We start from the raw sequence: 24,419 nt of genomic DNA, 5'->3' as shown, positions 1-24,419 counted from the left end.
CAGCCAGAGGGGATCTGCAAACCACACAGGCCATCGCTTCGCTCGGCCACCAAGCCGTTGCAGGCGCTTTGCGCCTGCAACGGTTGGTATCGAGGGTGCTCGCACTGATGCTGATGCTGATGCTGATGCTGGTGCTGGTGCTGATGCTGATGCTGATGCTGGTGCTGGTGCTGGTGCTGGTGCTGGTGCTGGTGCCGGTGCTGAAGGCTGTTGGCAACTCCGGTGCCGAGCGCAGCGATGGCCCGTGTGGTTCCCTCCCCTCTGGCTGCGCCGAGGAGCGGAGCGTTTCGCGGATGAGGGCTCGCAGCTGTTTGAGCGCAGCGAGTTCTGCGAGACCCCGCGAAACGCGAGCACCGCAGGTTGCCCGTAGCGCAGCGGAGGGTCGCAGCCAGTGGGGTCGCCTTTCTTTTGCCTACCTTTCTTTGGCGAAGCAAAGAAAAGTAGGTCGCCCGCCGGGGCGAGACCCGGCCTCGAAAGCAAAAACGAAGACAGCCCGTCATCTAGACCCCTCCCCCCCAAAGCCGAGGAACAGCCCATCGAACTCCGCCCCCAAAGGCAACCCGGCACAACCCATCCGAACCCCATCGACACCCGAAGGATCCCCCAACCAAACAGAATCCCCAGCAGCAGGCAAAGCAACAAACTCAACGCTGCTCTTCAAGGCTTCAGAAGCCTCGGCAGCAACAAACAACCTCTGCAGCACAGCATCGAACCGCACCCCATCCAGATCCCCTTCGAGCCCTTCCAACGCAGCCCGTGCAGCAAGAAACCACCACCGCAGCGCAACGCCCAGCACCTCACCCTGAAGCGACTCCCCCACCGCCGCATCCAGCTCCACAGCCAGCGTGAAAGGAAAGTACCGCCCCACCCCATCCACCGAAGGCATCAGCACCCCGATCCAAGCGCGCTCGCCAACCACCAGGGGCCCCAAAGCAAAGCACCAGACAGGCGCCTCCAGATACCGCTCCGTCCAGTCCGCATGCCGATCCCGCAGCCGCGCCAACCCGCGCTGCAGCCACGCGTCCCACACCGAGCGAAACGACTCGGGCAAGCGCCGGTGCGCAAAGTCCCCCATGCCCGGCAACTTGCCGTACCACCCGGGCAGCTCCGCCGAAACGAAGAGCGAAGAAGAAGAAGAAAAAGAAGAAGAGGCCAAGTTCACAGCCCCTCCGGACAAGAAAACTCCCGCAGCTCACGCAAGCGAATCGGATGCTGCACGCTGTTCGTCGTCACCTCGAAGCGCGTCTTGCGCGCCCCCACCTGGAAGGTGATGAAGAACTTCTCCGGCGCATCCCCCGCTTCCAGCTGCCCGTCGTCCAGCGCACGGAACAGCGCCCACGGCCCGTCCACCGCCGAACCCGAACTGCCGGTGGCCGACGGCGGGCTCACCTGGATGCGCACCTGGTTGCTGCCCTTGGGCCCCGGCCACTGCACGGCCATCGGCACCACCGGGCCGTGCGCGTACTTCACGAGCTGGCCGTCGACGTCGAGGATGAACTGCGTGATGCCCGCGTCCATCTCCACCGGCTTGAAGTCCAGCCGCATCGCAGGCCCGCGCCCGCCGCCGCGAAAGAAGATGTCCTTGATGCGCGCCGCCCGCTCGAACTGCGCCAGCGCCTGCGTGGTGACGGCGCCGCGCTCGGCCACGGGCTTGTAGCGCCAGGGCTTGGTGCTGGTGTCGACCAGCGCGGCCAGGCGCTTCTGGAAGAAGTCGTCCATCAGGCCGCCGGGGCCGAACATCTGGCCGAAGTCTTCGGGCAGCACGTCGCGCTTGCTGGTGCCCACGAAGGGGTAGCGGCCCGCGATGGCGCGCGCGCAGAACTCGGCCACGGGGCGCAGGTCCTGGCTCAGGTTGCCGCGCTCGGCGGTCTGCGCCTGCGCGGCGCCCGACTGGCTCAGGTTCTCGACCATCGAGCGCACGGGCTCTGGCAGCCGGCCCGCGTCGGACTTGAGCTTGCCGGCCACGTCGCCGGGCGGCGGCGAGGTGCGGCCCTTCACGGCCGTGTCGACCGCGTTGAGGTACACGTACACCTCGTTGAAGAGCTTGAGCGCGTCGTCGATGGGCGCGGGCTGGTTGGGGCCGCCGGCCGTGACGAGGCGGCGCAGCGGCTCGAAGCGGTCGTCCACGATGCTCTCGATGCGCCTGCCCGGTGCCACCTGGCGGCCGGGGTCGCTGCCGAACAGGTCTTCCAGGCCCTTGCGGGTGTTGCGCACCGTCTCGGTCGCCTTGCTGACCACGTCCTTGCCGGCATCGGCCGCGGGAATGAGCGTGGTCTGCCTGACCACCGCGCGCAGGAAGTTCGCAAGCGGGGAATCGACGCCCGAAAGAATGCGCGCGGTCTCGATGTTCTTCTCCAGGCCGGTGGCGCGGATCAGGCGCACGTCGGCCAGCAGCGCTTCCCACTGCTTGACGTACTCCTCCAGGTACAGGCGGCGCACGCGGTCGGTCAGCGCGCCGAGCGCGGCCACGTCGCGCAGGCGGTCGGCGGCGCTGCGGTCCTGCCCCAGCACCCACGGGTCTTCGTTGGCCAGCAGGCCGGTGAGCACCGTCACCTCGTTCTGAAAGCGCTTGTGATAACCGTCGTAGGTGAACATGCCCGGCACGCCCTCGGTCAGCGGCTTGCCGCTGATGCGCTCGAACACCAGGGGGCCCGAGGGGCCGGTGGCCGTGGCCACGCTGAAGCCCGGAATGTCCTTGGTGGCGCGCTGGCGCTTCAGGCGGCTGAACACGCGCTGCTCCAGCGGGTAGCTGGCGAGCACGGCGCGCACGCTGCGCACCAGGTTCTCGTCCATCTTGAGCGGCGAGCGCGGCGGGCCCTGGGCGATGAGCACGTCGAGCTGGTCTTCCAGCGCCTTGCGCTGGTCCTCGGGAATGCCGCGGTCCAGGTTGCGCGACCAGTCGAGCGTGATCCAGGCCTTCAGCGCCTCAGGGTCGAAGTGCTCGGGCTGGTAGAGCATCAGGTAGCTCTTGAGCGCCTCGTAGGTGAACTCGAGGTTGTCTTTCTGCGCGGTGCGCAGCTGGTCCTCGATGCGCTTGGCGATCTGCGGCAGGAAGGCGTCGTTCAGCGCGCGCTGGTGCGTGAGCATGGCGGCGGCGTCGAGCTTGTCGCCCTGGTAGAGGCCCAGCGTCATCGACAACGGCTCGTCGCCCTGGCGGTTGTCGGGCGTCTTCCAGATGTCGCGCAGGCTCTGCAGCACCGGCGCGACCTCGACCAGGTTCTGCACGCGCGCGGGCAGCGCGGCCAGGTTCTGCCTGGCAGGCTCGACGCGGGCCTCGACCGACTTCAGGTAATTGAGGTTCTGCAGCGTGCTGTAGCCCCAGGCCGCGAGCAGGCCCACGGTGAGCAGCGTCATCGCGGTGACGCCGGCCACGCGCAGCGTGTGGCGGCGGCGCTCCAGCTTCACGTCGGCGCCGGCCAGTCGCTGCTCGGGAAACACCACCTCGCGCAGCAGCGCGGTGAGGAAGTAGCTGCGCCCGCTGCTCTTTTGCGGCGCGAGCATCGCGCGCTCGATGCCGAAGCTGCGCGCCAGGCTGCCCATGACGCGGTCGATCGGGCTGCCCTCCTGCGTGCCGCTGGTGAAGTACACGCCGCGCACCCACGGCGGCTGCGCGAAGCGCGAGCCGGTGAACACCTGGTCGAGCAGGTCGGACAGCAGCGAGCCGATGGAGCCGAACTGCGCCGGAAAGCCGAAGATGGCCGCGCGGCGCGTGCCGTCGGTCTCGCGCTGCATGCGCGCGATGAGGCCGTCGTTCACGCGGTTGTGCAGCAGCGCGAACTCGCGCTGGAAGGCCTCGGACAGGCCCTTCTCTTCCAGCTGCACGTTCTCCGTGGCCGGCAGCGTGAAGCCGAAGACCTGCGCGCGCTGCTCCTTGCCGAGGTCGTCGAAGTAGTCGGTGAAGCCGTAGAGCAAATCGCTCTTGGTGACCAGCACGTACACCGGCAGGCGGGTGGTGAGCTTGCTGTCGAGCTCCAGCAGGCGCGCGCGAATCGAGGCCGCGAGCTGGGTGCGCGCCTCCGGGCCCTGGCTCAGCAGGTCCGCCACGCTCACGGTCAGGAACACGCCGTTCAGCGGCCGGCGCGGGCGCGCCTTCTTCAGCAGGCCCAGGAAGCCTTCCCACGCGCTCTTGTCTTCCGACTGGTGGCTGTCCTGCGTGGTGTAGCGGCCCGCGGTGTCGATGAGCACGGCCTCGTCGGTGAACCACCAGTCGCAGTTGCGCGTGCCGCCCACGCCGCGGATGGCGCCGGGGCCGAACTTCTCGGCCAGCGGAAACGAAAGGCCCGAGTTGACGAGCGCGGTGGTCTTGCCCGCGCCGGGCGCGCCGATGAACACGTACCACGGCAGGTCGTACAGGTAGCTGCCGCCCGAGATCGACATCCAGTCGCGCCAGCCCGGCTTCTTGCCGGCGGCGTGCATGCGCATCTGCTTGAGCGTGGCGACGGCTTCGCTGAAGCGGGTGTCGAGAATCTGCTGCTCACCATCGACGGGAGCGCCCGTCCTGGCGGCGGGCGCCTTCATCAGCCCGTCTGTCAGGTGCCGGCTCGCACGGCGCGCGCGCCAGCGGCGGTACAGCGCGCGCAGCACCACGACCAGCACGATGACGCCGATGACGACGGCGCGCACCGTTTCGCTTTCCAGCGGCGCGAGCGAGCCGATCTTCACCAGCGGCCCGATCCACCACACCAGCACCGCGACGACCAGCAACGCCAGCAGCGTGAGCAGCAACGGGCTGAACAGGAAGCCGAAGATTTTCTTGATCATTTCGTCGCTCCGTTGGAGGCAGCAACACGGTCGGGCTCGCTCAGCAGCACGATGTCGACGCGGCGGTTCTTCGCGCGGTTGGCAGGGGTGTCGTTGGCGGCCACCGGCTCGGCGTCGGCCTTGCCGTCGGAGCGCATGCGCGCGGGGTCGACCAGCGTGGTGAGCGCGCCCTTCACCGCATCGGCGCGCGCGGCCGACAGGTGCCAGTTCGACGGGTAGCGCAGCGAGCGGATCGGCTGGTTGTCGGAGTGGCCGGTGATCAGCACCTCGCCCTTCACCTCGGCCAGCGCCTGGCCGATGCGGCGCAGCACGGGCAGCGACTGCGACATGGGCTCGGCGCTGCCGGAGCCGAAGAACGAGTCGCCGCGCAGGCGCACCACGCTGCGGTCGGCCTCGTCGGTCACCGTGACCAGGCCCTGCTTGATCTCGGGCTCCAGAAAGCGCGCCAGGCGCGGCGTCTTCGCCGGCAGCGCAGGCGGCGCGATCTGCAGGTTGGGCGCGCGCAGGCCGGACACCGCGGCATACGTCGTGTCGGAGCGGTAGTTCAGCGTGAGCCGCAGGCCGAACCACGCGAACGCCAGCAGCAGCGCGAAGCCGGCCGCGAACACCCACAGCGGCAGCGACTCGCGCAGGCGCACCGTGCCCGCGCCCTGCCCGCGCCAGTGCGGCGAGAGCTCGGGCTCCACGGCGGGACGGTCTTTGGCGATCAGGTCGGCCAGGCGCTGGCGCACCGAGTCGAGTTGCGCGCGGCCGTTGTCGACCACGCGGTAGCGGCCTTCGAAGCCGAGCGCGAGCACGCTGTAGATCAGCTCCAGCAACTGGCGGTGCGTGGGCACGTCCTGCGCGAGCTTGGCCAGCAGCTGGAACACCTTTTCGCCGCCCCAGGTCTCGTTGTGGAACTGCACCAGCAGGCTCTGCTTGTTCCAGCCGGCCTGCACGCCCCACGGGGTGTTGGCCACGGCTTCGTCGAGCGCGGTGCACAGCACATAGCGCGCGGCCAGCACCGATTCGTTGCCCACGCCCGCGCGGCGCGCGCCGGCGTCGAACTGGTTGACCGCGTCGGCGGTGGACGCACGCAACGCCGGCACGTTCGGCGGCTGCGCAAGGTTGCGCAGTTTGCCGATGAGCACCAGCAATTTGCCGGCGGCGGAGACCAGTGGATTGAGCAGGCCGAGCTCGCCGACTTCGGCGGCGGGCGTCGGGTCGGCACCGCCGAAGAACGGCGCGGGCGCCGGTGCCGGTGCGCCCGGCATGCCGCCCGGCGTGCGCGGCTTGGGCTTGATGACCGTGCGCTCGGATTCGAAGGCCGCGAAGGGATCGGGAGGTGTGCTCATGGGGTCATGCCCGTATTGCCCAGAAGGCCAGGTCCAGGCCGGGGAAGTCGCCCGCGATGTGCATCGCGATGCCGCCCGACTGCTCCAGCTGGCGCCACAGGTCGCTGTTGCGCGTGTCGAGCTCGAAGTAGCTGGCGCCCGCGTGGAACGGAATCTGCCGCGGCGCCACGGGCATCGGCATCAGCGTGACGCCCGGCAGCGCGAGGTTCACCAGGTCGCGGATGCGCTCGACCGGGCCGATCTTCACCTGCGTGGGGAAGCGCGCGCGCAGGGCTTCGCTGGGCATGTGCGCATTCACCGCCAGCACGAAGGTGGCGTTGCGCTGCAGCTCCACGTCGGTGACCACCGCCACGCGCACGCCGTGCTTGCGGTCGTGCAGGTCGATGCGGATGGCCGACTGCTCCAGCACCATCGACAGGCTGCGGCGCAGGTCGTCCATGACCGGGCGGAAGCTCAGCGCCAGGTCGTCGTGGATGTAGGGGCCGAAGCGCGCCACGCGGCGCGAGTCGCGAAAGCTCGACAGGTCGCCGGCCAGCGCCAGCGCCTGCGCGAAGAAGCGTTCCGGGTGCAGCATGGCGCTTTGGGCCAGGTGCGCGAACACGGCTTCGTTGCGGTTCACGGCCTGCAGCAGCATGAAGTCGGCGATCTCGGCCACGCCGCCGGTGCCGCCCTGCGTCATGCGTCCGGCCAGCGCCTCGCCGCGTTGGCGCAGCAGCCCCAGCAGTTCGTCGAGCCAGGCGCGCAGGACCGCGTGGCCGGCCACGTCGAGCAGCGGCGGCAGCATGGCGCGCTCGAGCTGCACCTGGTTGTCGACGCGGCGCTCCACCACGCGCACCACGCCCAGCGTGGTCCAGGCGTCGGTGGCTTCGCCCGCGCGCATCAGGCGCGTGTGGAGCTGGCCGAGCTGCAGCATCGCGGTGCGCTCGCCGGCGGTGTTGGAGTCGGGCACCTCCGACTCGAGCACGCGGTGGCGCACCAGCTCTTCGTAGTCTTCGGCGTCGGCCTCGCGCGCGCCGGCGCGGCGCAGCGGCAGTGCCAGCACCACGACCTCGTCGCGCATGGAAGGGGAAATGTCGATGGGCTCGGGCAGCGGATCGACCGCCGGCATGTCGAACACCGTGCCGTCGCCGAAGATGCCGACGGCGCGCACCAGCGCCAGCTTGCCCAGCGTGAGCGCGGCGGTGTCGATCTCGAGCTCGGCAAAGCCCCAGGCGCAAGGGGTGGTCGAGCGCAACAGCACATGCCGCGCATGGTCGCCGTGACGCTCGCTTTGCTGCAGGTGCTGAGGCTGCAGCAGCATCCCCTCGCTCCAGACCACTTTGGTTCGCCAACTCATCCGCACTCCGTCAACGGCAAGGGTGCCTGAAAAGAAACACGAAGTTTCCGGCGCGGGGGGCAGGAGGCAAATCCGCCTAAAGGTCTAGGCGGGGGGGTTTGGAGCTACGGCGAAGGGAGTAGGAAGCGCGCTTCGGTCGTCAGGGGGGCGTGCCGCGCAGTGCCTCGACCTGCTGCACATAGACCTTCTCGATGCGCTGCAGCCGCTGCTCGCGCGCCGCGTCGTTGACCCACGCAGCAGCCATGGCGCGCTGCTTGCCCAGCTGGTACTCCAGCCGCGCCTCGGGCAGCAGCGCGCTGTCGTCGGCCGCCACATAGCCGTAGGCCGCGCGCAGGGTCTCCAGCACCTTGCGCTCGGCATCGGCGCGCGCGCCCTTGCCCTTGCCGTAGCCGGTCAGGAAGTTCTGCAGCTTCGCCTGGAACTCGGGCGGGTAGTTGCGCCGCACCACCATCGGCGCGCCGGGCGGCGGCTCCGATTGCCAGATGACCTGCAGCCGCTCGGCCTCCACCGGGAACTGCTGGCGGAAGCGCTCGAAGTCGGTGGTGTTGTTGGTGGCCACGTCGGCGTCGCCGTTGGCCACGGCCAGCGCGGTGGCCTGGTGCGTGCCGACGAATTCGCTGCGAAAACGCGTCTCCATCTCGATGCGGTTCGGCAGGAAGAGCTGGCTCTGCGGCACGATGAAGCCGGTGACCGAGCGGCTGTCGCCGCGCGCGAGCCGCCATTTCTCGGGCTGCGCGAGCATGCCTTCGATGGTGTTCAGCGGGCCCGCCTTGCGCGCCAGCAGCACGGCGCGGTGCTCGGGCACGCTGGGGTGCCGCGCGATCTGCGCCACCACCTTCATGCGCCGCTGCATCACGGCGTCCAGCGCCATCTTGGCCGACAGGAAGGCCATGTCGATCTCGTCGCGGCCGATGGCGCGGTCGAGCTCCTCGTACGACGGCACCGAATAGGCGCTCACCGGAATGCCCAGGGCGCGGCTCATGTCGGCCATGAGCGGCGTCCACAGCGCACGCGACTCGACGGTGCCGCCCAGCGGCAGCACGCCGAAGCGGATCAGCCGGGTGGAGGCCGGCGCAGATTTTTCGGCTTTTTCGGCTTTCTCCTGCGCGCCGCCGGCGCCCTGCGCCATGGCGCTCGACATGCCGGCCCACATCACCGCCAGCGCCGCCAGCGCCGGCAGCCCCGCGCGCAGACGCGATGCGGTCTTCGTCAAGGCGACACGTCCTGCAGCACGCCGACCTGCTGCGCATAGCCGCTGTCGATGCGCTGCAGGCGCGCCTCGCGGGCGGCGTCGTTCACCCATTGCGCGGTCATGGCGTTCTGCCGCGCCAGCTGGTAGGCCAGCTTGGCAGCGGGCTGCAGCGAGCTGTTGTCGGCCGCCACGAAGCCGGCCAGGTCGTGCAGCGACTTGAGCACCACGCGCTCGGCGTCGCCGCGCGGGCCCTTGGCGCGGCCGTAGCCGGTCAGGAAGGCCTGCAGGGCCTTGCGCAGATCGAGCGGGTACTCGCGCCGCACCACGATCTGCGCATGCGGAATCAGCTCCGACTCCCACAGCACCTGCAGCCGCTCGGCCTCGGCCGGAAAGCGCAGCCTGAAGCGTTCGAAGTCGGCGGTGTTGTTGGTGGCCACGTCGGCCTCGCTGTTGGCCACGGCCAGCGCGGTGGTCTGGTGCGTGCCGACGAGCTCGCTCTGGAAGCGCGTCTCCATGGCGATGTGGTTCGGCAAGAAAAGCTGCAGCTGCGGCACGATGAAGCCCGACACCGACTGCTTCTCGCCGCGCGCCAGGCGCCAGTTCTCCGGCTGCGCCAGCAGGCCCTTGAGCGTGTTCAGCGGCGGCGTCTTGCGCGCCAGCAGCAGCGCGCGGTAGCCGGGCAGGCCGTCGTGGCGCACCACCTGCGCCACCACTTTCATGCGGCGCTGGGTCACGGCGTCGAGCGCCATCTTTCCCGACAGGAAGGCCATGTCGACCTCGTCGCGCTGGATGGCCTGCTCCAGCGCCTCGTACGAGTTGACCGACAACACGCTCACCGGGCGGCGGATGGCGCGGCTGAGCTCGGCCAGCAGCGGGTCCCAGTCGCTGCGCGACTCGAACGCACCGCCGAGCGGGAGGATGCCGAAGCGCACGGCGGTGTCGGCCGCACCCGCCTGCGCCCCGGCCCACAGCGGAACAGCCAGCCACAGCAGCAGCGCGAGCATGGCCTTGCGCGGGGTGCGCAGGGCATCGGTGAAGCGGCGCGCGAAAGGCTGCATTTTTGAACCGGAAGACCCAGGAACCCGACGGCTGCCGGGACCGGGCAAAGTCAGAGCGGCTGCAATTAGATAACAAATGCAAACTTCTTCGGTGATGTTTTCATGTCTTCCCTGTGACAGGGAACCCCCCTAAGCTCGGCACCCATGCCTGCACTGCCCCCATGAACTGGAACTTCCGCGTCCTGCGCGGCCTGGCCCGCCTCACCTTCGCGCAGCAGCTGATCCTGCTGGCGCTGGTGCCCGCGACGCTGGCCACGCTGGCGGCCATCGCCGTGCTGACGCGGCAACACCTGGGCAATCTCACGGAGCTGATGCGCGCCAACGCGCAGACGGTGGCGATGCAGGTGGCCACGGTGGCGCAGGCCCCGCTGGCGCGCATGGACCGCCGCGCGCTGCAGCGCACCGCCCAGTCGGGCACTTACCAGCCGAACGTGCAGCAGGTGCAGATCTGGACGGAGGACGGCGAGATCGTCGCCAACTCCGAGACGGTGGACCGCGCGCGTGGCGAGGGCCTGCAGGTGGTGGTGCCCATCGTGAGCGACAGCGGCGTGCACACCGGCCAGGTGATGGTCGAGATGAGTCTGGCCGCCGTGCAGGGCGCGCGGCGCTCGGTGTGGCTCAACGTGGGGCTGGTGCTGGCCATCAGCCTGGTGGGCGTGGGCCTGGCGGGCTGGTGGGCGGCGCGGCGCATCAGCGAGCCTATCCGCGCGCTGGGCGAGGCGGTCGACCGCCTGGGCGCGGGCGAAGACGCCAGCGTGGCCATCGAGGGCACGTCCGAGGTGCGCCACCTGCAGCACGGCTTCAACCAGGCCGCCCGTGCGCTCGCCGAAAGCCGCGGCCTGCTGCAAAGCCGCATCAACGAGGCCACGGCCGAGCTGGCCCGCAAGAACGCGCAGCTCGAAGTGGCCAGCCAGGCCAAGACCCGCCTGCTGGCCGCTGCCAGCCACGACCTGCGCCAGCCGCTGCATGCGCTCACGCTGTTCTCCGACGGCCTGGCCAACGGCGAGACCGACCCGGTGAAGCTGCAGCGCATCGGCCACATCCGCGAATGCGTCGATTCGCTCGACCGGCTGTTCTCCGAACTGCTCAACCTGTCGCAGCTCGACGCCGGCGTGCTGCAGCCGCAGTGGACCGACTTTCCGCTGGACCGGCTGTTCGAGGAGATCAGCCGCAACTTTCGATCGATGGCCGAGCAGCAGGGCCTGCGGCTGGTGGTGCGCAAGACCGACGCGTGGGTGCGCTGCGACTACGTGATGCTCTCGCGCATCCTGAACAACCTGGTGTCGAACTCGCTGCGCCACACCATCGAGGGCGGCGTGCTGATCGGCGCGCGGCGCCGGGGCAAGGGCGTGCGCATCGACGTGGCCGACACCGGCGTGGGCATCGCCAGGCAACACCAGGCGCGGGTCTTCGAGGAGTTCTACCAGGTGGAGCCCACCGGCCGCCAGGCGGCACGCGGGGCGCGCGGCATGGGCCTGGGCCTGGCCACGGTGCAGCGGCTCGCGCAGCTGCTGAACATGCGCGTGGCGCTCAGCTCGACGCTCAACAAGGGCACCTGCGTGCGGGTGCTGGTACGCGCGGCCCAGGCGGTGCTGCCCGCGCCGGGCGCCTCGCTCGCGGCGGCCGCCATCGAGGAGGAAGAAAGCCTGGCGCAGGTGCGCATCCTCATCATCGACGACGAGCGCACCATCCTCGAAGGCCTGAGCGTGGTGCTGGCCAACTGGGGCGCCGAGGTGCTGGCCGCGCAGACCCGCGCCGAGGTGCTGGCGCTGGCCGACACCTGGGCGCAGCCGCCCGACGTGGTCATCAGCGACCTGCTGCTGCAGGGCGGGGACAACGGGCTGGACGTGATTGCGGCCCTGGAGCGCCATCCGCGCGGCATCGGCGCCGACACCGCGCGCCTGCTGGTGACGGGCGAGACCAAGCCCGACCGGCTGCGCGAAGTGGCGAGCGCGGGCATCACGGTGCTCTACAAGCCGGTGTCGCCGCGCGTGCTGCGCCAGGCCATCCAGGCGCAGCGCGCGGCGGCCGCGCAGGGGGCCGGCGCGGTCGCCGTCGTGCAGCTCGTCGTGCCTGCCGGCGCGCATGCCGGTCCGAAGGTAGGGGCGTAGGTAGTCCGTCGGACATAGGCCGTGCGGCTGCCGCGCTGTGAAATTCATCACGCGGGCAGGCCCTCGCGGGGCCTGACATAAGCCCTCTGCCTTATCGCGCGACGCGGGGCCCGTCCGTACATTGGACCATCGCCCCTCGCTGCGAAAGCAGTCCATGCCTGTTGCCCTGAACCCTGTCCTGTCGCCCTTTGCCGGAAGGCTGCGCCGTGCCGCGCACACGGTGCGCGTGGCGCTGGCCGTGGGCGCGGCATGCCTGGGCGGCGCCGCCTCGGCCACCAGCCTCACGGTGCTGATGGGCGACGACGCCGCGGCGTCGTCGGAGTTCGTGCAGCAGCTGCGCGCGGACCAGGGACCGGACGGCAAGTTCGACCTGGTGCGGCTGTCCCCCGGCGGCGCCGAGCCGCAGCCTGCCACGGAAATCGTGGGCTCCGACATCGAACGCGCGGCCAATGCCGGCGTGCGCACGCGCAGCCTGCGCACCGCCGCCGACGCGCCCCTCACCATGGCGGTGGGCCCCGCCGCCGCCCGCGCCGCCGTCGAGCGGCCGGGCCAGGAACCGCTGGTGCTGGCGATGCTGAGCCGGCTCGACTACGAAACCCTCAAGGCCAGCAGCCCGGCCCTGCGGCGCGGCGACCGCCGCGTGGGCGTGCTGCTGCGCGACCCGGCCATGGCCGACCAGCTCGCGCTGATCAACGCGGTGCTGCCGCAGAAGCACCGCATCGGCGTGGTGGCCACGCCCGAGTCGGAGCCGCTGGTGCGCGAACTGCAGCGCGCCGCGCAGGGCGCGAGCCCGGCCTGGGACGTGCGCGTGGAATACGCGCCCGATGCCGGGTCCCTGGCCAAGGCCCTGCGCCAGGTGGTGCCGCAGAGCGACGCGCTGATGGTGCTGCCCGACCTGATCGGCGACAGCCAGGCGGCCACGCTGTCGGTGCTGCGCGCGGGCGCGGGTGCCGGCCTGCCGGTGTTCGGCGCCAGCGAGGGAATGGTGCGCTCGGGCGGCCTGGCCGCGGCCGTGTCCACGCCGTCGCAGCTCGCACAGCAGGCGCGGCTGCTCGGCCAGAAAGTGGCGAGCGCGGCCACGGCCGGCAACGGCAACAACAACGCTCCGTTGGTGGAGGCGGCCACGCCCGCCACCGTGCGCGTCAACGCCACCGTGGCACGCGGACTCGGCCTGCGCCTGCCGGAGGAACGGGAACTGACCGAGCGGCTCGCGGCCCCGCGATGAGCACCGGCGCGCCCACCGAAGGCCCGGGGTCCGCAGGGACCGCCGGCGCGCACACGCTGGTGGTGCGCGGCAACCTGCAGCGCGACCTGTTCCGCCTGGGCGTGGTGCCGTGCGCCGCGGTGGCGCTGGCGCTCACCGGCTGGTTCACGCACAACCGCCTGCAGACCCTGGAAGCCGCGTTCGACGCCGAAGGCCAGGCCGTGGCGCGCCAGGTGGCGGCCATGTCCGACCTGAGCCTGTATGCGGGCGACCTGCCGGCGCTGCAGAACGTGGCCAATGCGGCGCTGCGCGGCGGGCAGGTGACGCGGGTCGAAATCAGCAACAGCGCTGGCGTGTACGTCACGGCCGGGCCCAAGACCGGGTCGCTCGCGCAGCTGCGCATGTTCACCTCGCCGGTCACGCTGCGCGAGGCGTCGCGCGCCAGCGCTTTCGCGCCCGCGGGCTCCACCGCGGCGGGCGACACGCCCATCGGCCTGGTGCAGACTTTTCGCGACACCACGGCCTACACGCGCGAGCGCAGCCGCTCGCTGTTCGCGGGCATCGGCATCGCGCTGGTCGCGCTGCTGGCGGCATGGGCCTCGGTGCGCCACATGGCGCGCACGGTGGCGCGGCCGCTGCGGCGCGTGTCGCGCACCGTGGCGGCGCTGGAGTCGGGCCACTTCGAGGTGCGCTGCGGTGTGGTGGAAGGCGGCACGCCCGGCACGCACGAGCTCGCAACGCTCGCGCACGACATCGACCGGCTGGCCGAGCGCCTGCAAAGCAACCGCGAGATCAGCGAGGAGCGCGTGCGCGAGGCCACCGCCGTCGCGCTGCAGCGCATGGCCGAGGCCGAGCAGGCCGCGCTCTCTCGCGCGCGCTTTCTCGCCGCCGCCAGCCACGACCTGCGCCAGCCGCTGCACGCCATGGGCCTGTTCATCGACGGCCTGCTGCCGGGCGCCTCGCCTGCGCAGCGCCCGGCCGTGCTGCGCCTGCAGGAGAGCACCGAGTTCATGGGCGTGCTGCTGGACGACCTGCTCGAGATTTCGCGGCTCGACGCGCAGGTGCTCACGCCCTCGATCGCGAACGTGTCGCTGGCCGCCTTGTTCGACCAGCTCGACGCCCAGCACGCCGCCACGGCCACGCAAGCCCGCGTGCGGCTGCGCTGGAGCGACCACGGCCTGGCCGTGCGCACCGACGCTGCGATGCTGCAGCGCATCGTCGGCAACCTGGTGGCCAATGCGCTGCGCCATGCGCCCGAAGGCGGCACGGTGCTGGTGGCGGCACGGCGCATCGCGGGTGGTCGGCCGGCGCATGCACAGGACGAAGTGCGCATCGAGGTGCGCGACAACGGCGTGGGCATCGCGCCCATCCACCAGGGCCGCATCTTCGAAGAGTTCTACCAGGTCGCCAACACCGAGCGCGACCGGCGCCGCGGCTTCGGGCTGGGGCTGGCCATCTGCGCGCGCATCGCGGCGCTGCTGGGCACGCGCATCACCGTGCGCTCGGCGCTGCAGGCCGGCAGCACCTTCGCCTTCACGCTGCCCGCGGCGCGCGCCGCCGACGTGGTGCCGCCCGAACCGCCCCCGCCGGCATCGGCGCCGCTGGCAGGCCTGCGCTGCCTGGTGGTGGACGACGACCCCGCCATCCTCGACGGCAGCCGCACGCTGCTGGCGCAATGGGGCTGCCAGGTCGAATGCGTGACCACCGGCGCGGAAGCCATCGCGCGCATGGGCACCGGCGACATCCCCTACGACGCGGTGCTGTGCGACCTGCAGCTGGCCGGCGACGGCGACGGTGTGGACGTGATCGACGCCGCCAAGCGCCTGCAGCCCGACGCGCTCGCCGTGCTGGTGTCGGGCGCGACGGGGCCCGAGGTGCTGCAGCGATTGCGCCACGGCGGCGTGATGCTGCTGACCAAGCCGGTGGCACCGGCCAAGCTGCGGGCGCTGCTGACCACGCGGCGGCACGCGCACAGCGTCTGAGCGCCGGGCCCAGCGGGGTCACCCGGCAGGCAGGCAGGCAGATCGCGCGCGACTCAGAAATCGGCGCAGCCGTTGCGCTTCTCGGTGTCCACGCAGCTCGACAGGTTGGGCCGCGAGCGCACGCGCGACCATTCGCGCGCGAGCACGTCGCCGCCCTGCGCCGCGCGGTCGCCGTCCAGCGTGCCGGTGGCGAAGCAGATCGGCGGCGGGCCCATGTTGCGGTCGTACACCCAGGTGGCGGGCAGGTCGCGCAGCGTGTCGGGCCGCGGCAGGTTGGGCAGCCCGCCGACGAACAGGCTGCCCGGCACCACGTTGACCGCATAGCCCTCGGCCGAGGTGAAGACGCCGTTGATCGGGTACACGCCCTGACGGCTGGACTGCAGCGCCGGCGAGAACAGGAACCCGGCGAAGCCCGCGCCCGTGTCGCCCAGGATCAGCCCGCCGATGCCGTAGCTGAACAGCGGGTTCGGAAAGCCGAAGGGCCGGCTGGCGTTGCCGACCACCACCGTGGCCACCGGCTGCTGCGCATAGATGAAGTGGTTGGCACCTGCGGGAATGCTCACCGCGCACAGGCCCGAGTAGGCGCAGTGGTACAGGTTCGGATACAGCCCCGAGCCCTGCAGGCCGCCGCGCGTCTCGCCCAGCCAGGTGTCGGCCCACACGCGCCACGGCGCGCCGGTGATGGTGTAGCCGCCGGGGTTCTGGAAGCGCGCGCCGGCCACCAGATCAACGCCGTTGGTGGTGCTCACGCCGGTGCCCAGCAGCAGGTCGCCGCTCAGCGTGCGCACGAACACCGTGTCGGCCGCCATCGAGGTGGCCGACACGACCTGCGGCGCATTGCCCGCGGCATCGAAGCCGGTGACCGACACCGGGCCCAGCTGCACCGTGTCCACGTCGACATAGCGGAAGGCTCCGGCCGCGCCGCCGCCCAGGGTGTCGGCGCTGACGTTGTTCGGCGCCTGGTCGAGCAGCACGCTGCCGCCGGTGGAGCGCGCCAGCAGCGTGCCGGCAACGATCGGCGCGGCGGCCGTCTGCGTGATGTCGCCGCGCGAGACCAGCCCGAGCTTCGCGGCCGTGACCGCGCCGCCGAGCCGGATGTTGCCGCCCGCGCCGTTCTGCAGCGTGAGCGCGTTGGGCACGCTCAGCGGGCCGACGACGGCGATGTCGCCCGCGTGCGCGTTGCTGCCGGCCACGATGGTGGGTGCATCGAGCCGCGCGAACTCGGCGGCCGACACCGCGAAGCCGGTGGCCGCGGCACCGCCCAGCGTGATGGGGTTGGCCGTGCGGTCGACCGCGTTGCCCGCCGCGTCCACGCCGCCGGGGCGCAGGTTCAGCACGTTGCCCGCGCGCACGTCGCCGCCCAGCACCAGCGCGTCGGTGGTGCCGTTGTTGGCGGCGCGCAGCACCACGTTGTTGTTGCCGTCCACGCGCGCGCCCGTGCCCACGGTGACGCCCGCGCCGTTGGCCTGCGACTCCCCGGCGATGTCGATGTTGCCCACGCCCAGCGTGGTGAGCAGCGTGGTGCCGGCCACCAGCACGCCGCCCGAGGGCGCGTCCAGCGGACCGGGTGTCACCAGGCCGCGAAGGGCGATGTTGCCGTCGACGCTTCGGATCACCGTGGCGCCGGTGATCTCGATGCTCTGCACCGACAGCGCCGACTGGCTGTAGGTGTAGCTGGCGCCGATGCCGACGATGTCGATGTCGCCGCTGGTCGTCAGGATCTGGCTGGGCGCCGTGCCGTTCTGGATGCGCACGCCGTCGCCGTGCTGGCCGATGCCCGTGATCGACACATCGCCGGTGCTGCTCTGGATGCTGACGCCGGTGAGGTCCAGCGTCGGCACGGTGTTGAAGATCCCGTTCGGCAGGGTGCGCCTGCCGTTCAGCTGCACGGAGCCGCCGGGGCCGGCGTCGCCCGTCGCCGTGACGCGCGTGTCGATCCGGGTGCCGTTCAGCGCAATGGCCGAGCCGCTGCTGGCGCCGGCATCGGCGGTCATCGTCACGTTGCCGCCGTTGGTGGTGATGGTGCCGTTGAAACCGATGGCACCGCCCTGCCCGCCCACGCCCGCGTTGAACACCACGTTGAGCGCGCCGCCGGTCGACTGGATGGTGTTGGTGGCGCCGCCGTTGATGTTGTGCGCCGCGTCCAGCTGGAAGGTCACGGGCGCGCCGCCGGTCGTGCGCTGGATCGCGGCCAGCGTGTCGAAGGTGATGTTGCCGTCGACCGCGTTGCCGCCGGTGCCGGTGGTGATGGTCACGCTGGTGCCCTTGTCGAGCGCCGCGCTGATGTCGCCGTCCTGCACGGTCGAGTTGGCCATCGGCGCGAAGGGGTTGCCCGTCAGGCTGCCGGGGCCGGTGCCGTGCGCGATGGTCACGTTGAAGGGGTCGATGGTCCAGGTGCCGGCCAGGCCCACGGGCGCCGATGCGTCCACGCGCAGGCCCTGCAGCGCGAAGTGCGGCGCCGAGGTCTCGATGCTGCCGCCGTGGCCCCCGGCGGCGCCGCCGCGCGCCGACAGGCTGCCGTAGGCGCGCAGCGTGTCGCCCGCGATCACCCGCACCGTGCCGCCGTTGCCGGTGGCCGAATTCGCATCGGCCCGCAGGCTGGCGTCGCCGCCGATGGCGATGGTCTTGCTCGCCTGGATGCCGATGCTCCCGGCCTGCCCGGCGCCGCCCGCGTCGATGGTCGGCAGCGTGTCGTACACGTCGTCGACCAGCACGTTGCGCCCGGTGATGGAGACCGTGCCGCCGGCCCCGGTCGTGCTGGACACGTCGAGCACGGCATTGCCGGCGCTGGCCGCCGCGAGGCCCGGCCCTTCTCCTTCGAAGCGGCTGGCCACCCGCGCCACGCGCACGTCGCCGCCGCGCCCGTCCAGGCTCACGCGGCCGCCCTCGGCGCGCACCGTCTCGCCCGCTTCCATCGTGATCTGCACGGCGCTCGCGTCCTGGCCCTGGACCACGGTGCCGCCGTTGTTGACGACGAAGCCGCCGCCGCCCGCCGTGCCCGAGATCGACACGTCGCGCCCCTTGCCGGCCGAGATGCTGCCGCCCGAGATGGACACGCCGTCGCCCGGGCCGAAGCCGATGCCGGTGCCGCCGTTGGCTGCCGCCGCCGAGGTGACGAAGGCCGAGCTCGCCAGCAGGCCCTGGATGTCGCTGCCGGTGCCGTCGATGGCCACGCGCCCGCCCGCCGCGATGGTCACCGCGCCCATGGAGACGCCGGCCGTGTTCGCCATCGTCACATCGGGCGCGGACAGGGTGCTGGTGGCGATGCGGCTCGCATACACCGCGACCGCATCGTCGGGCGTCCAGCTGCGCGACGTGCCGGTGATGTTCACGTCGCCGGTGCCGGTGCGCAGTGCCGTGCCCTGGTTCTCGGTGCTGCCCAGCCGCACGCCGTTGGCGCCGATGCCGCCCTTGCCGTCGATGGCGATGCTGCCCGCGCCGGTGCGCAGGTCGCTGCCCAGCAGCACGACGCCGTCGGAGCTGATGCGGTAGTCGGCGTCTTCGCCGGTCTGCTGGCTCACGCCCTGCCCGCGCAGCGTGATGGCGCCGGTGCCGCCGCACGCGGCGCCCGCACCGGCTGCGCAGGTCGAGAGCGCGCTGTCCGTCACCGTGATGCCGGCCCGCCCGCTGTACGGGCTGCCGTCGAGGCTGGCGACGCCGCCCACGGCGTAGCCCGTGTCCGCCTTGCCCTGGCCGTAGAAGCGGATGTTGCCGCCGTGGGTGGCGATGGTGGCGCGGTCCAGCTGGACCGCGCCGCCGCGCTCGCTGTTGCTCGCGTTGGCGTCGAAGTCGACGTGCAGCGCGCCGGCGGTCGAGCCGATCGACGAACCATTGTTCATGCGCACGTCGCGCAGCGAGTCCACCGTGAGGCGCGCGTCGCGGCCCTGCGACTTGAGCAGCGCCACGTTGTCCTGGAACACCACGTCGTGCGCCTCGCCTGCGACCGAGCCGGTGGACAGCCTGACGTCGCTCGCGCGGCCCAGGGCATCGCCCAAGGCTTTCGCGCTGACATGCGTGCCGCCGGCGAAGTTGCCGTAGCCGGCCGCGTCGTAGGCGGGCACGGCCTCGTCGACGTTCAGGTCGCTGCGCGCGGCCACGTTCCACTGGCCGTTGGCGCCCGATGCGCCGCCCGCCGCGTCGATGCGCGCGCTCGCGCTCACCTGGAGCGCGCCGCCCGAGGTGCCGATGGTGCCGCCGGCGCCGCTGCCCGCGCCGCGCGCGGAAATCGCGCCCGAGACGTGCGTGCGGGCCGCGTCGAGCGCCACCGTGCCGCCCGCGCCGTTCGCGCCCGTGGCGTTGGCCGCGATGGTGGCGTCCGGCGCCATGTCGAGCGCGCCGACGGCCTTCACCGACACCGTGCCGCCCGCGCTGCCGCTGGCGTCCACGCCGAGGCCGGCCAGGCGGATGTAGTCGCCCCGCGCGGTGACCGAACCGCCCGCCACACCGGCCGCGCTGCCGCTCACGTCGAGCGTGCCGCCCAGGCGCATCTCGCTGGTGGTGTTCGCCGAGGTGCCGGTGTCGAGCACGATCTCGCCGTTGCGGCTGGACAGCGAGCGCGCCTGGATCACCCCGGTCTGGCTCACCACCAGCTGGCGTGCGTCGACATTGGCCGCGGACGCCATCAGCACCACGCGCCCGCCGTCGGCCGCGACCCTGCCGCCGTTGGCCAGTTGCGCGACGGCCGCCGGGTCTTCCTGCTGCAGCTGGGCGAGCTTGAAGGTGGTCTGTCCGTCCGCCGGGATCTTGAAGGTCGTGAGCCCGTCGCCGTCGAAGTCGAGGTTCAGCGTCACCTTGCTGGCCGACACCAGGCCGACCGAGCCGCGCGCCACGCTGATCTCGCCCTCGTTGCGCACCACGCCGCCGAGCAGCGCGATGGTGCCGCCGGGCGAGGCGGTAATAGCCGCGCCGCCTTCCACCTTCACCTGGGCCATGCTGCCGGAGGGCCCCATGAAGAGCAGCTCTTCGTTGCGGCCGAAGGCCTTGTCCTGCGAGCCGGCGGGCATGAACTTTTCGTCTGCGATGTCGAGCGTCGAGGCGACCAGCCCGCCCACGTTCACCGAGGCGCCGCGGCCGAACACGATGCCGCTCGGGTTGATGAGGAACACGCTGCCGCCCGGCAGGGCGGGGTTGCCGATGAGCGAGGTTTTCAGCGTGCCGTCGATGCGCGAGGCCTGGATGCTCAGCCCGTCGCCCACCACGCGGTTGAGCAGCACGGCGCGCGTGTTCGGTTGCGCGATGTCGACGGTGCCGCCCGCGCCGATGGAAAAAGTCTGCCAGTTGACAATGCCGCGCTGCATCGGCTGGCGGATGTTCATCACGTTGCCGGTCTGGCTCATCGTGACGCCGCTGCCGGGCGCCGGCATGAAGCCGCCGGGCAGCACCACCTGCGCCATGGCGGGCGCAACGCCCGCGCAGATCAACGAGAACGCAAGGGGGCACAGCCGCAGGCGCTGCTGCTGCTGCTGCGGGCGTAAAGGTCGGTTGCGTTGCTTCATGGTCAGAACGCCTTGATGAGCTGCACGTAGAGCCGCGGGTTGCGGCCGCCGCCGTCGGTCGATGCCGGCGGCGTGCCCGCGCGCCAGGCCAGCGTCGCGTTGATCGAGAAGTTGCCCGGGCGCGACCAGCTCAGGCCCAGGCCGTAGCCGCGCAGGCTGTGGCTGTTGATGCCGTCGTAGGGCGTCGGGTTGCGCACGATCTTTCCGTGCGCCGCGTCGTAGAACAGGAAGGGCGTGAGCTCTTCGTTGTAGGACCAGCGCCACTCGGCAGTGCCGATCAGGCCTTGGTCGACCAGCAGCTCGCCCGAAGGGTAGGCGCGCACCGCGCGTGCGCCGCCGAGCGCGAGCTTCTCGGAGGCGTCGAGGTTCTTGCCGGCCCACTGGCCGCCCAGCGAGAGGTACAGCGAATGGCGCGCCACGATGGACTGCAGGCGCGAGAACTGGAAGCTGAGCTTGGTGAAGCCGCCTTCCGTCCGGTGGCCGGTGATGCTGCTGTCGAAGTCGCGGCTCTCGGGGTCGCGGATCGACAGGTTGCCGTGGTACAGCGTGCCCGAGCTGGCCCAGTAGCCGCCGCCCAGCAGCTCGTCGCGGCGCTCCCAGGTCCAGCCAAGGCTCAGGCCGTTGACGCGCTTCTTCGAGGTGAAATCGGCCGCGCGCAGTTCGTCGGTGAGGTCTTTCACGTCGACGCCCAGGCGCAGGAACAGGTTCTGCTGGCGCTGGCGGATGAGCGGATAGCTCAGCGACAAGTCGAGCACGTTGGCGCGCCCGCGCGCATCGAGGTCGGCAAACTGGCCGCCCAGCTCGTAGCTCACGCGCGACAGCCCGATGCCCGCGCGCAGGCCGCTGGTGCCGATGGGCGCCTCGTAGGCGATGCGGCCGAACTGCAGCGCATTGCTGTCGGACACCATCACGCGCATGTCCAGGTTGTCGCCGATGCCGAAGGGGCTGAGCCAGCGCGCCGTGCCGCCCACGCGGTAGCGGCCCGACTCCCTGGTGCCATGGTTGTCGGCCTCGGCGGTGAAGGCCCAGCGCGGCGCGGCGGCCACCTCGACCGACAGGTCGGTGGTGCCGGTCTGCCCGCCTTCCTGCAGGCCGGACGACACCTTGACGCCGGGCTGGTCGGACAACAGCAGCATGGCGCGCTCGTAGGACTGCGCGTTGACGGCCTCGCCGGGCTGCAGCGGCGCGAGGAAGCCGCGCACGCGCGACTCGCCGAGCGGCGCGTCGGGCGCGACCACGACGTCGACCTTGCCCAGGCGGCCTTCGATGACGCTGATCTCGACGATGCCGTCGCGCACGGTCTGCACGGGCACCACGGCCTGCGCGAGGAAGTAGCCGCGCTCCTTGTAGCGCGCGGTGATGGCCTTGGCCAGCGCCTCGAGGTCGCCGAGCGTGACGTCGCGGCCGATGTAGGGCGCGGTGATGGACTGCAGCTCTTCGTTGCCCAGCGCCTTCACGCCGTTGAGCCGCAGGTCGTTGAGCTTGAACGAGGTGCCCTCGGGACGCGGCGGCGCGGGCAGGCTTTGCGGCGCCACGGCGCCGGCGGCCTGCGCGAGCGGCCGGTCGCAGGTGCCGCAGGGGTCTTGCGTGGGCAGCAGTTCGGTGGTGTCGGCCGCGTGCGTGCGCGGGGCGGCGACCAGCAGCGTCGCGCCCACGAGGGCGGTGAGCGCAAGGGCGATCGGAGTGGGGCGTTGGCGAGCGAAAGGCATGTCAACTTCCCACGGTGAGGCGCCAGTTGCCGATCAGGTTGAACGGCGCCCAGAAGAAGGGGTGCGACATCTTGGGGTCCTTCAACACGGCGAGTTGCCCGGCCTGCATCGCCTTCTGGATGTCGCGGCCCTTGGCCAGTTCGCCGTAGAGCGTGCTCATGAGCACCGCGGTCGCGTCGTCCGACACCGGCCACAGCGACGCGATCAGGCTGGAGCTACCGGCCGAAAGAAACGAGCGCGTGAAGCCCAGCACCTCGTCGCCCTGCGCGATGCGCCCCAGGCCCGACTCGCAGGCCGACAGCGTGACCAGCGCGGTGCCCTCCATCGGCAGGCCGAGGATCTCGTGGGCCTCGAGAAAGTTTTGCTTGCCGCCCTCGTTGGCCAGCAGGATGCGCGAGTACAGCGGATCGACCGCATCGGCCTCCGCATGCGCCGCCACGTGCATCAGCGGCGAGCGCGCCGCCACGTCGCGGAACTGGGTCTTGGTGGCGGCCGCGCCCATGTACACCGTGTTGCGCGGGAACAGCTGCGCGAGCTGCTTCACCTCGGTCTCGGCGCCGGGCAGGTCGTACTTGTCCTCGATGCGCGGATTGCCGAAGGCCACCAGCGCGGCGTTCACGCGCGGCGTGCGCTGCGCCAGCTGCACCGCGATGCTGATCGACGGCGCCACGGCCACCGGGTGCGTCTCGATGACGTAGCGCCCGTCCAGCCGCAGCGCCTGGAACGGCAGGTAGTGCAGCGGGCCGTGCGGCACCACGATCAACCGCTGCCCCGGCACCAGGCCGAGCGGCCCGAGCAGCGCGGCGCCCAGCTTGTCGGCATTGGCAATGGCCGTGCGGCGGCCGCGCACGATGGCGTTGCGGAAGGTCTCGACCAGCTCGGTCAGGTCGTCGCGCTTGACCGCCACCGTCTTCTCGGCGATGCCGTCGGGGCTCACGATCCACACCACCAGGCGGTCGGGCAGCGCGTGGAACTGCACCACGCGCTCGTCGGGCGCCAGCGTGCGCTGCAGCGCGGCAAGGTCGATGGTGGTGGCGGCCTGCTCGCTGATCTTCGCGCGGCCGCGCACCGCGTCGAGCAGCGCGCGCGAGCGGCTGTGCTCGCTCACCTCGAAGGCGGCGCGCGCATCGCCCGCGTCGCTGTAGATGGCCACGCCGCGCTCGAACACCGACTGCAGGTCGGAGAACAGGCCCATCTTGAATTCTTCGCTGCGGAACCTGGCACGCACCTTGTCGACGTCGCCCAGCGCACGGCCCACGGCTTCGGCGGCGGCCTGCTTCTGGCCCAGCGCCAGTTCGCTGCGCGCCACGCCGTCCCAGGCCCAGAGGCGGTAGTACTCGGTGTCGGCACCGACCTGGCGCGCGGTGAGCGCGCGGTACATGTCGCGCGCCTCGCCCGGCTTGTTTTCGGCCAGCAGCAGGCGCGCGCGGGTGCGGTCGAGCAGGGCGGTGAGCGGTGCGTCCCTGGGCGGCGCCATGGTGCCGAGCACCTGCCGTGCGCGCACCGGGTCGCCCGACTCGATCAACGCGTTGACCAGCGAGGCCTGCACCAGCGGCGCGTAGCGCGCCGAGCTGTTGGCCAGTGCCTCGTCGTAGCTGAGCACCGCGCCCGCGAAATCGCCGCGGCGCGTGCGCACGTCGCCGATCACTTTCTGCACCGGGCCGACCACCAGCTTGGGATCGCGCGCCGGGTGGCGCAGCGCTTCGCGCGCGAACTCCTCGGCCTTCTCGAGCTGGCCGGAGTAGCTGTAGACGATAGCCAGGTCCCGGTTGGCCATGGCCAGCAGGTTGGGGTCGTTGGTGGCGCCGGCCAGGTGCAGCGCCTTGCTGGCGGCGCGCACGCTCTGGCGAAACTCGCCGGCCTCGGCCAATGCGACGGCCTGGCTGCAGTACTGGTAGCCCGAGAGCTTGACCGCGTCGTCGCCGTACAGCACGGCGCCCTGGCTGGTCAGCGCCAGCAGGGTGTCGGTGTCGTCGAGCCGGGCCTGTTCCATCTTGCTGCCCGCGGCCTCGGCATTCGAGACCGCCTGCGCCGACGGCTGCTGCTGCGCCGATGCCGACGGACCGAAGCCCATGGCCAGCATGCACGCAAGACCCAGTGCACCTGCGGCACGCGCACGAAGGCGCGCCGGGCGTTCACATCCCCATCTCGAAAACCAAGCCATTGGACCCCCGCACATGGCCCATGTGTGCCCGCCGGAAGCGGGCCGCCGGCGTCGCAGAAGTGCGCGCCGTTCG

Annotated in this window: 12 protein-coding genes; 3 read left to right on the top strand and 9 right to left on the bottom strand. The window is 71.4% G+C overall.

The genetic code is table 11. The annotated features are described in order from the left end of the window. Positions 1-496: 496 nt before the first annotated feature. From tagF to phnD, 6 genes are all read right to left on the bottom strand, one after another. The gene (tagF, locus tag ACSFA5_RS26400) at positions 497-1,162 is read right to left on the bottom strand and encodes a type VI secretion system-associated protein TagF (RefSeq protein WP_435447008.1); all 666 of its coding nucleotides are present in this window, start codon (positions 1,160-1,162) and stop codon (positions 497-499) included. Beyond that, positions 1,159-4,761 (bottom strand): type VI secretion system membrane subunit TssM, encoded by a 3,603-nt coding sequence (gene tssM, locus ACSFA5_RS26395; RefSeq protein WP_435447007.1) that lies wholly within the window; start codon positions 4,759-4,761, stop codon positions 1,159-1,161. The genes tagF and tssM overlap by 4 nt, the downstream gene beginning before the upstream one ends. Next, on the bottom strand, positions 4,758-6,095 hold the full coding sequence (locus ACSFA5_RS26390; protein WP_435447006.1) for a DotU family type VI secretion system protein: 1,338 nt from the start codon (positions 6,093-6,095) through the stop codon (positions 4,758-4,760). Before ACSFA5_RS26390 ends, tssM begins: the two co-directional genes overlap by 4 nt. Before the next feature lie 4 nt (positions 6,096-6,099). Continuing rightward, a complete protein-coding gene (tssK, locus tag ACSFA5_RS26385; RefSeq protein WP_435447005.1) occupies positions 6,100-7,431 on the bottom strand; it encodes a type VI secretion system baseplate subunit TssK in 1,332 nt (443 codons plus the stop codon). A 139-nt stretch (positions 7,432-7,570) separates the two neighbouring features. Next, positions 7,571-8,644: a phosphate/phosphite/phosphonate ABC transporter substrate-binding protein gene (locus ACSFA5_RS26380; protein ID WP_435447004.1), complete on the bottom strand. Its 1,074-nt coding sequence runs from the start codon at positions 8,642-8,644 to the stop codon at positions 7,571-7,573. Next, positions 8,641-9,681: a phosphate/phosphite/phosphonate ABC transporter substrate-binding protein gene (gene phnD / locus ACSFA5_RS26375; RefSeq protein WP_435447003.1), complete on the bottom strand. Its 1,041-nt coding sequence runs from the start codon at positions 9,679-9,681 to the stop codon at positions 8,641-8,643. The genes ACSFA5_RS26380 and phnD overlap by 4 nt, the downstream gene beginning before the upstream one ends. Positions 9,682-9,842: 161 nt before the next feature. On the opposite strand from phnD, the gene ACSFA5_RS26370 reads away from it, so the two are divergent. From ACSFA5_RS26370 to ACSFA5_RS26360, 3 genes are all read left to right on the top strand, one after another. Next, complete coding sequence (locus tag ACSFA5_RS26370; protein WP_435447002.1) at positions 9,843-11,792, top strand: ATP-binding response regulator; 1,950 nt, start codon at positions 9,843-9,845, stop codon at positions 11,790-11,792. Positions 11,793-11,946: 154 nt separating this feature from the next. Then, entirely contained in the window at positions 11,947-13,017 is a 1,071-nt protein-coding gene (locus tag ACSFA5_RS26365) for an ABC transporter substrate binding protein (protein WP_435447001.1), read from the top strand. Continuing rightward, complete coding sequence (locus tag ACSFA5_RS26360; protein WP_435447000.1) at positions 13,014-14,978, top strand: hybrid sensor histidine kinase/response regulator; 1,965 nt, start codon at positions 13,014-13,016, stop codon at positions 14,976-14,978. Before ACSFA5_RS26365 ends, ACSFA5_RS26360 begins: the two co-directional genes overlap by 4 nt. Before the next feature lie 53 nt (positions 14,979-15,031). Here the strand turns inward: ACSFA5_RS26360 and ACSFA5_RS26355 are convergent, their stop codons facing one another. Genes ACSFA5_RS26355 through ACSFA5_RS26345 form a run of 3 tightly spaced genes read right to left on the bottom strand, consistent with a single transcriptional unit; the run spans position 15,032 to position 24,265 of the window. Continuing rightward, a complete protein-coding gene (locus ACSFA5_RS26355; RefSeq protein WP_435446999.1) occupies positions 15,032-20,473 on the bottom strand; it encodes a two-partner secretion domain-containing protein in 5,442 nt (1,813 codons plus the stop codon). A gap of 2 nt (positions 20,474-20,475) precedes the next feature. Continuing rightward, on the bottom strand, positions 20,476-22,182 hold the full coding sequence (locus ACSFA5_RS26350) for a ShlB/FhaC/HecB family hemolysin secretion/activation protein (protein ID WP_435446998.1): 1,707 nt from the start codon (positions 22,180-22,182) through the stop codon (positions 20,476-20,478). 1 nt (position 22,183) lies between these two features. Continuing rightward, a complete protein-coding gene (locus ACSFA5_RS26345) occupies positions 22,184-24,265 on the bottom strand; it encodes a CHAT domain-containing protein (RefSeq protein WP_435446997.1) in 2,082 nt (693 codons plus the stop codon). Positions 24,266-24,419: the final 154 nt, after the last annotated feature.

Source organism: Variovorax monticola (assembly GCF_051216855.1).
Classification (GTDB): Bacteria; Pseudomonadota; Gammaproteobacteria; order Burkholderiales; family Burkholderiaceae_C; genus Variovorax.
The sequence above is the reverse complement of the archived record's forward strand: the minus strand, read 5'-3'. Positions and strand labels throughout refer to the sequence as shown.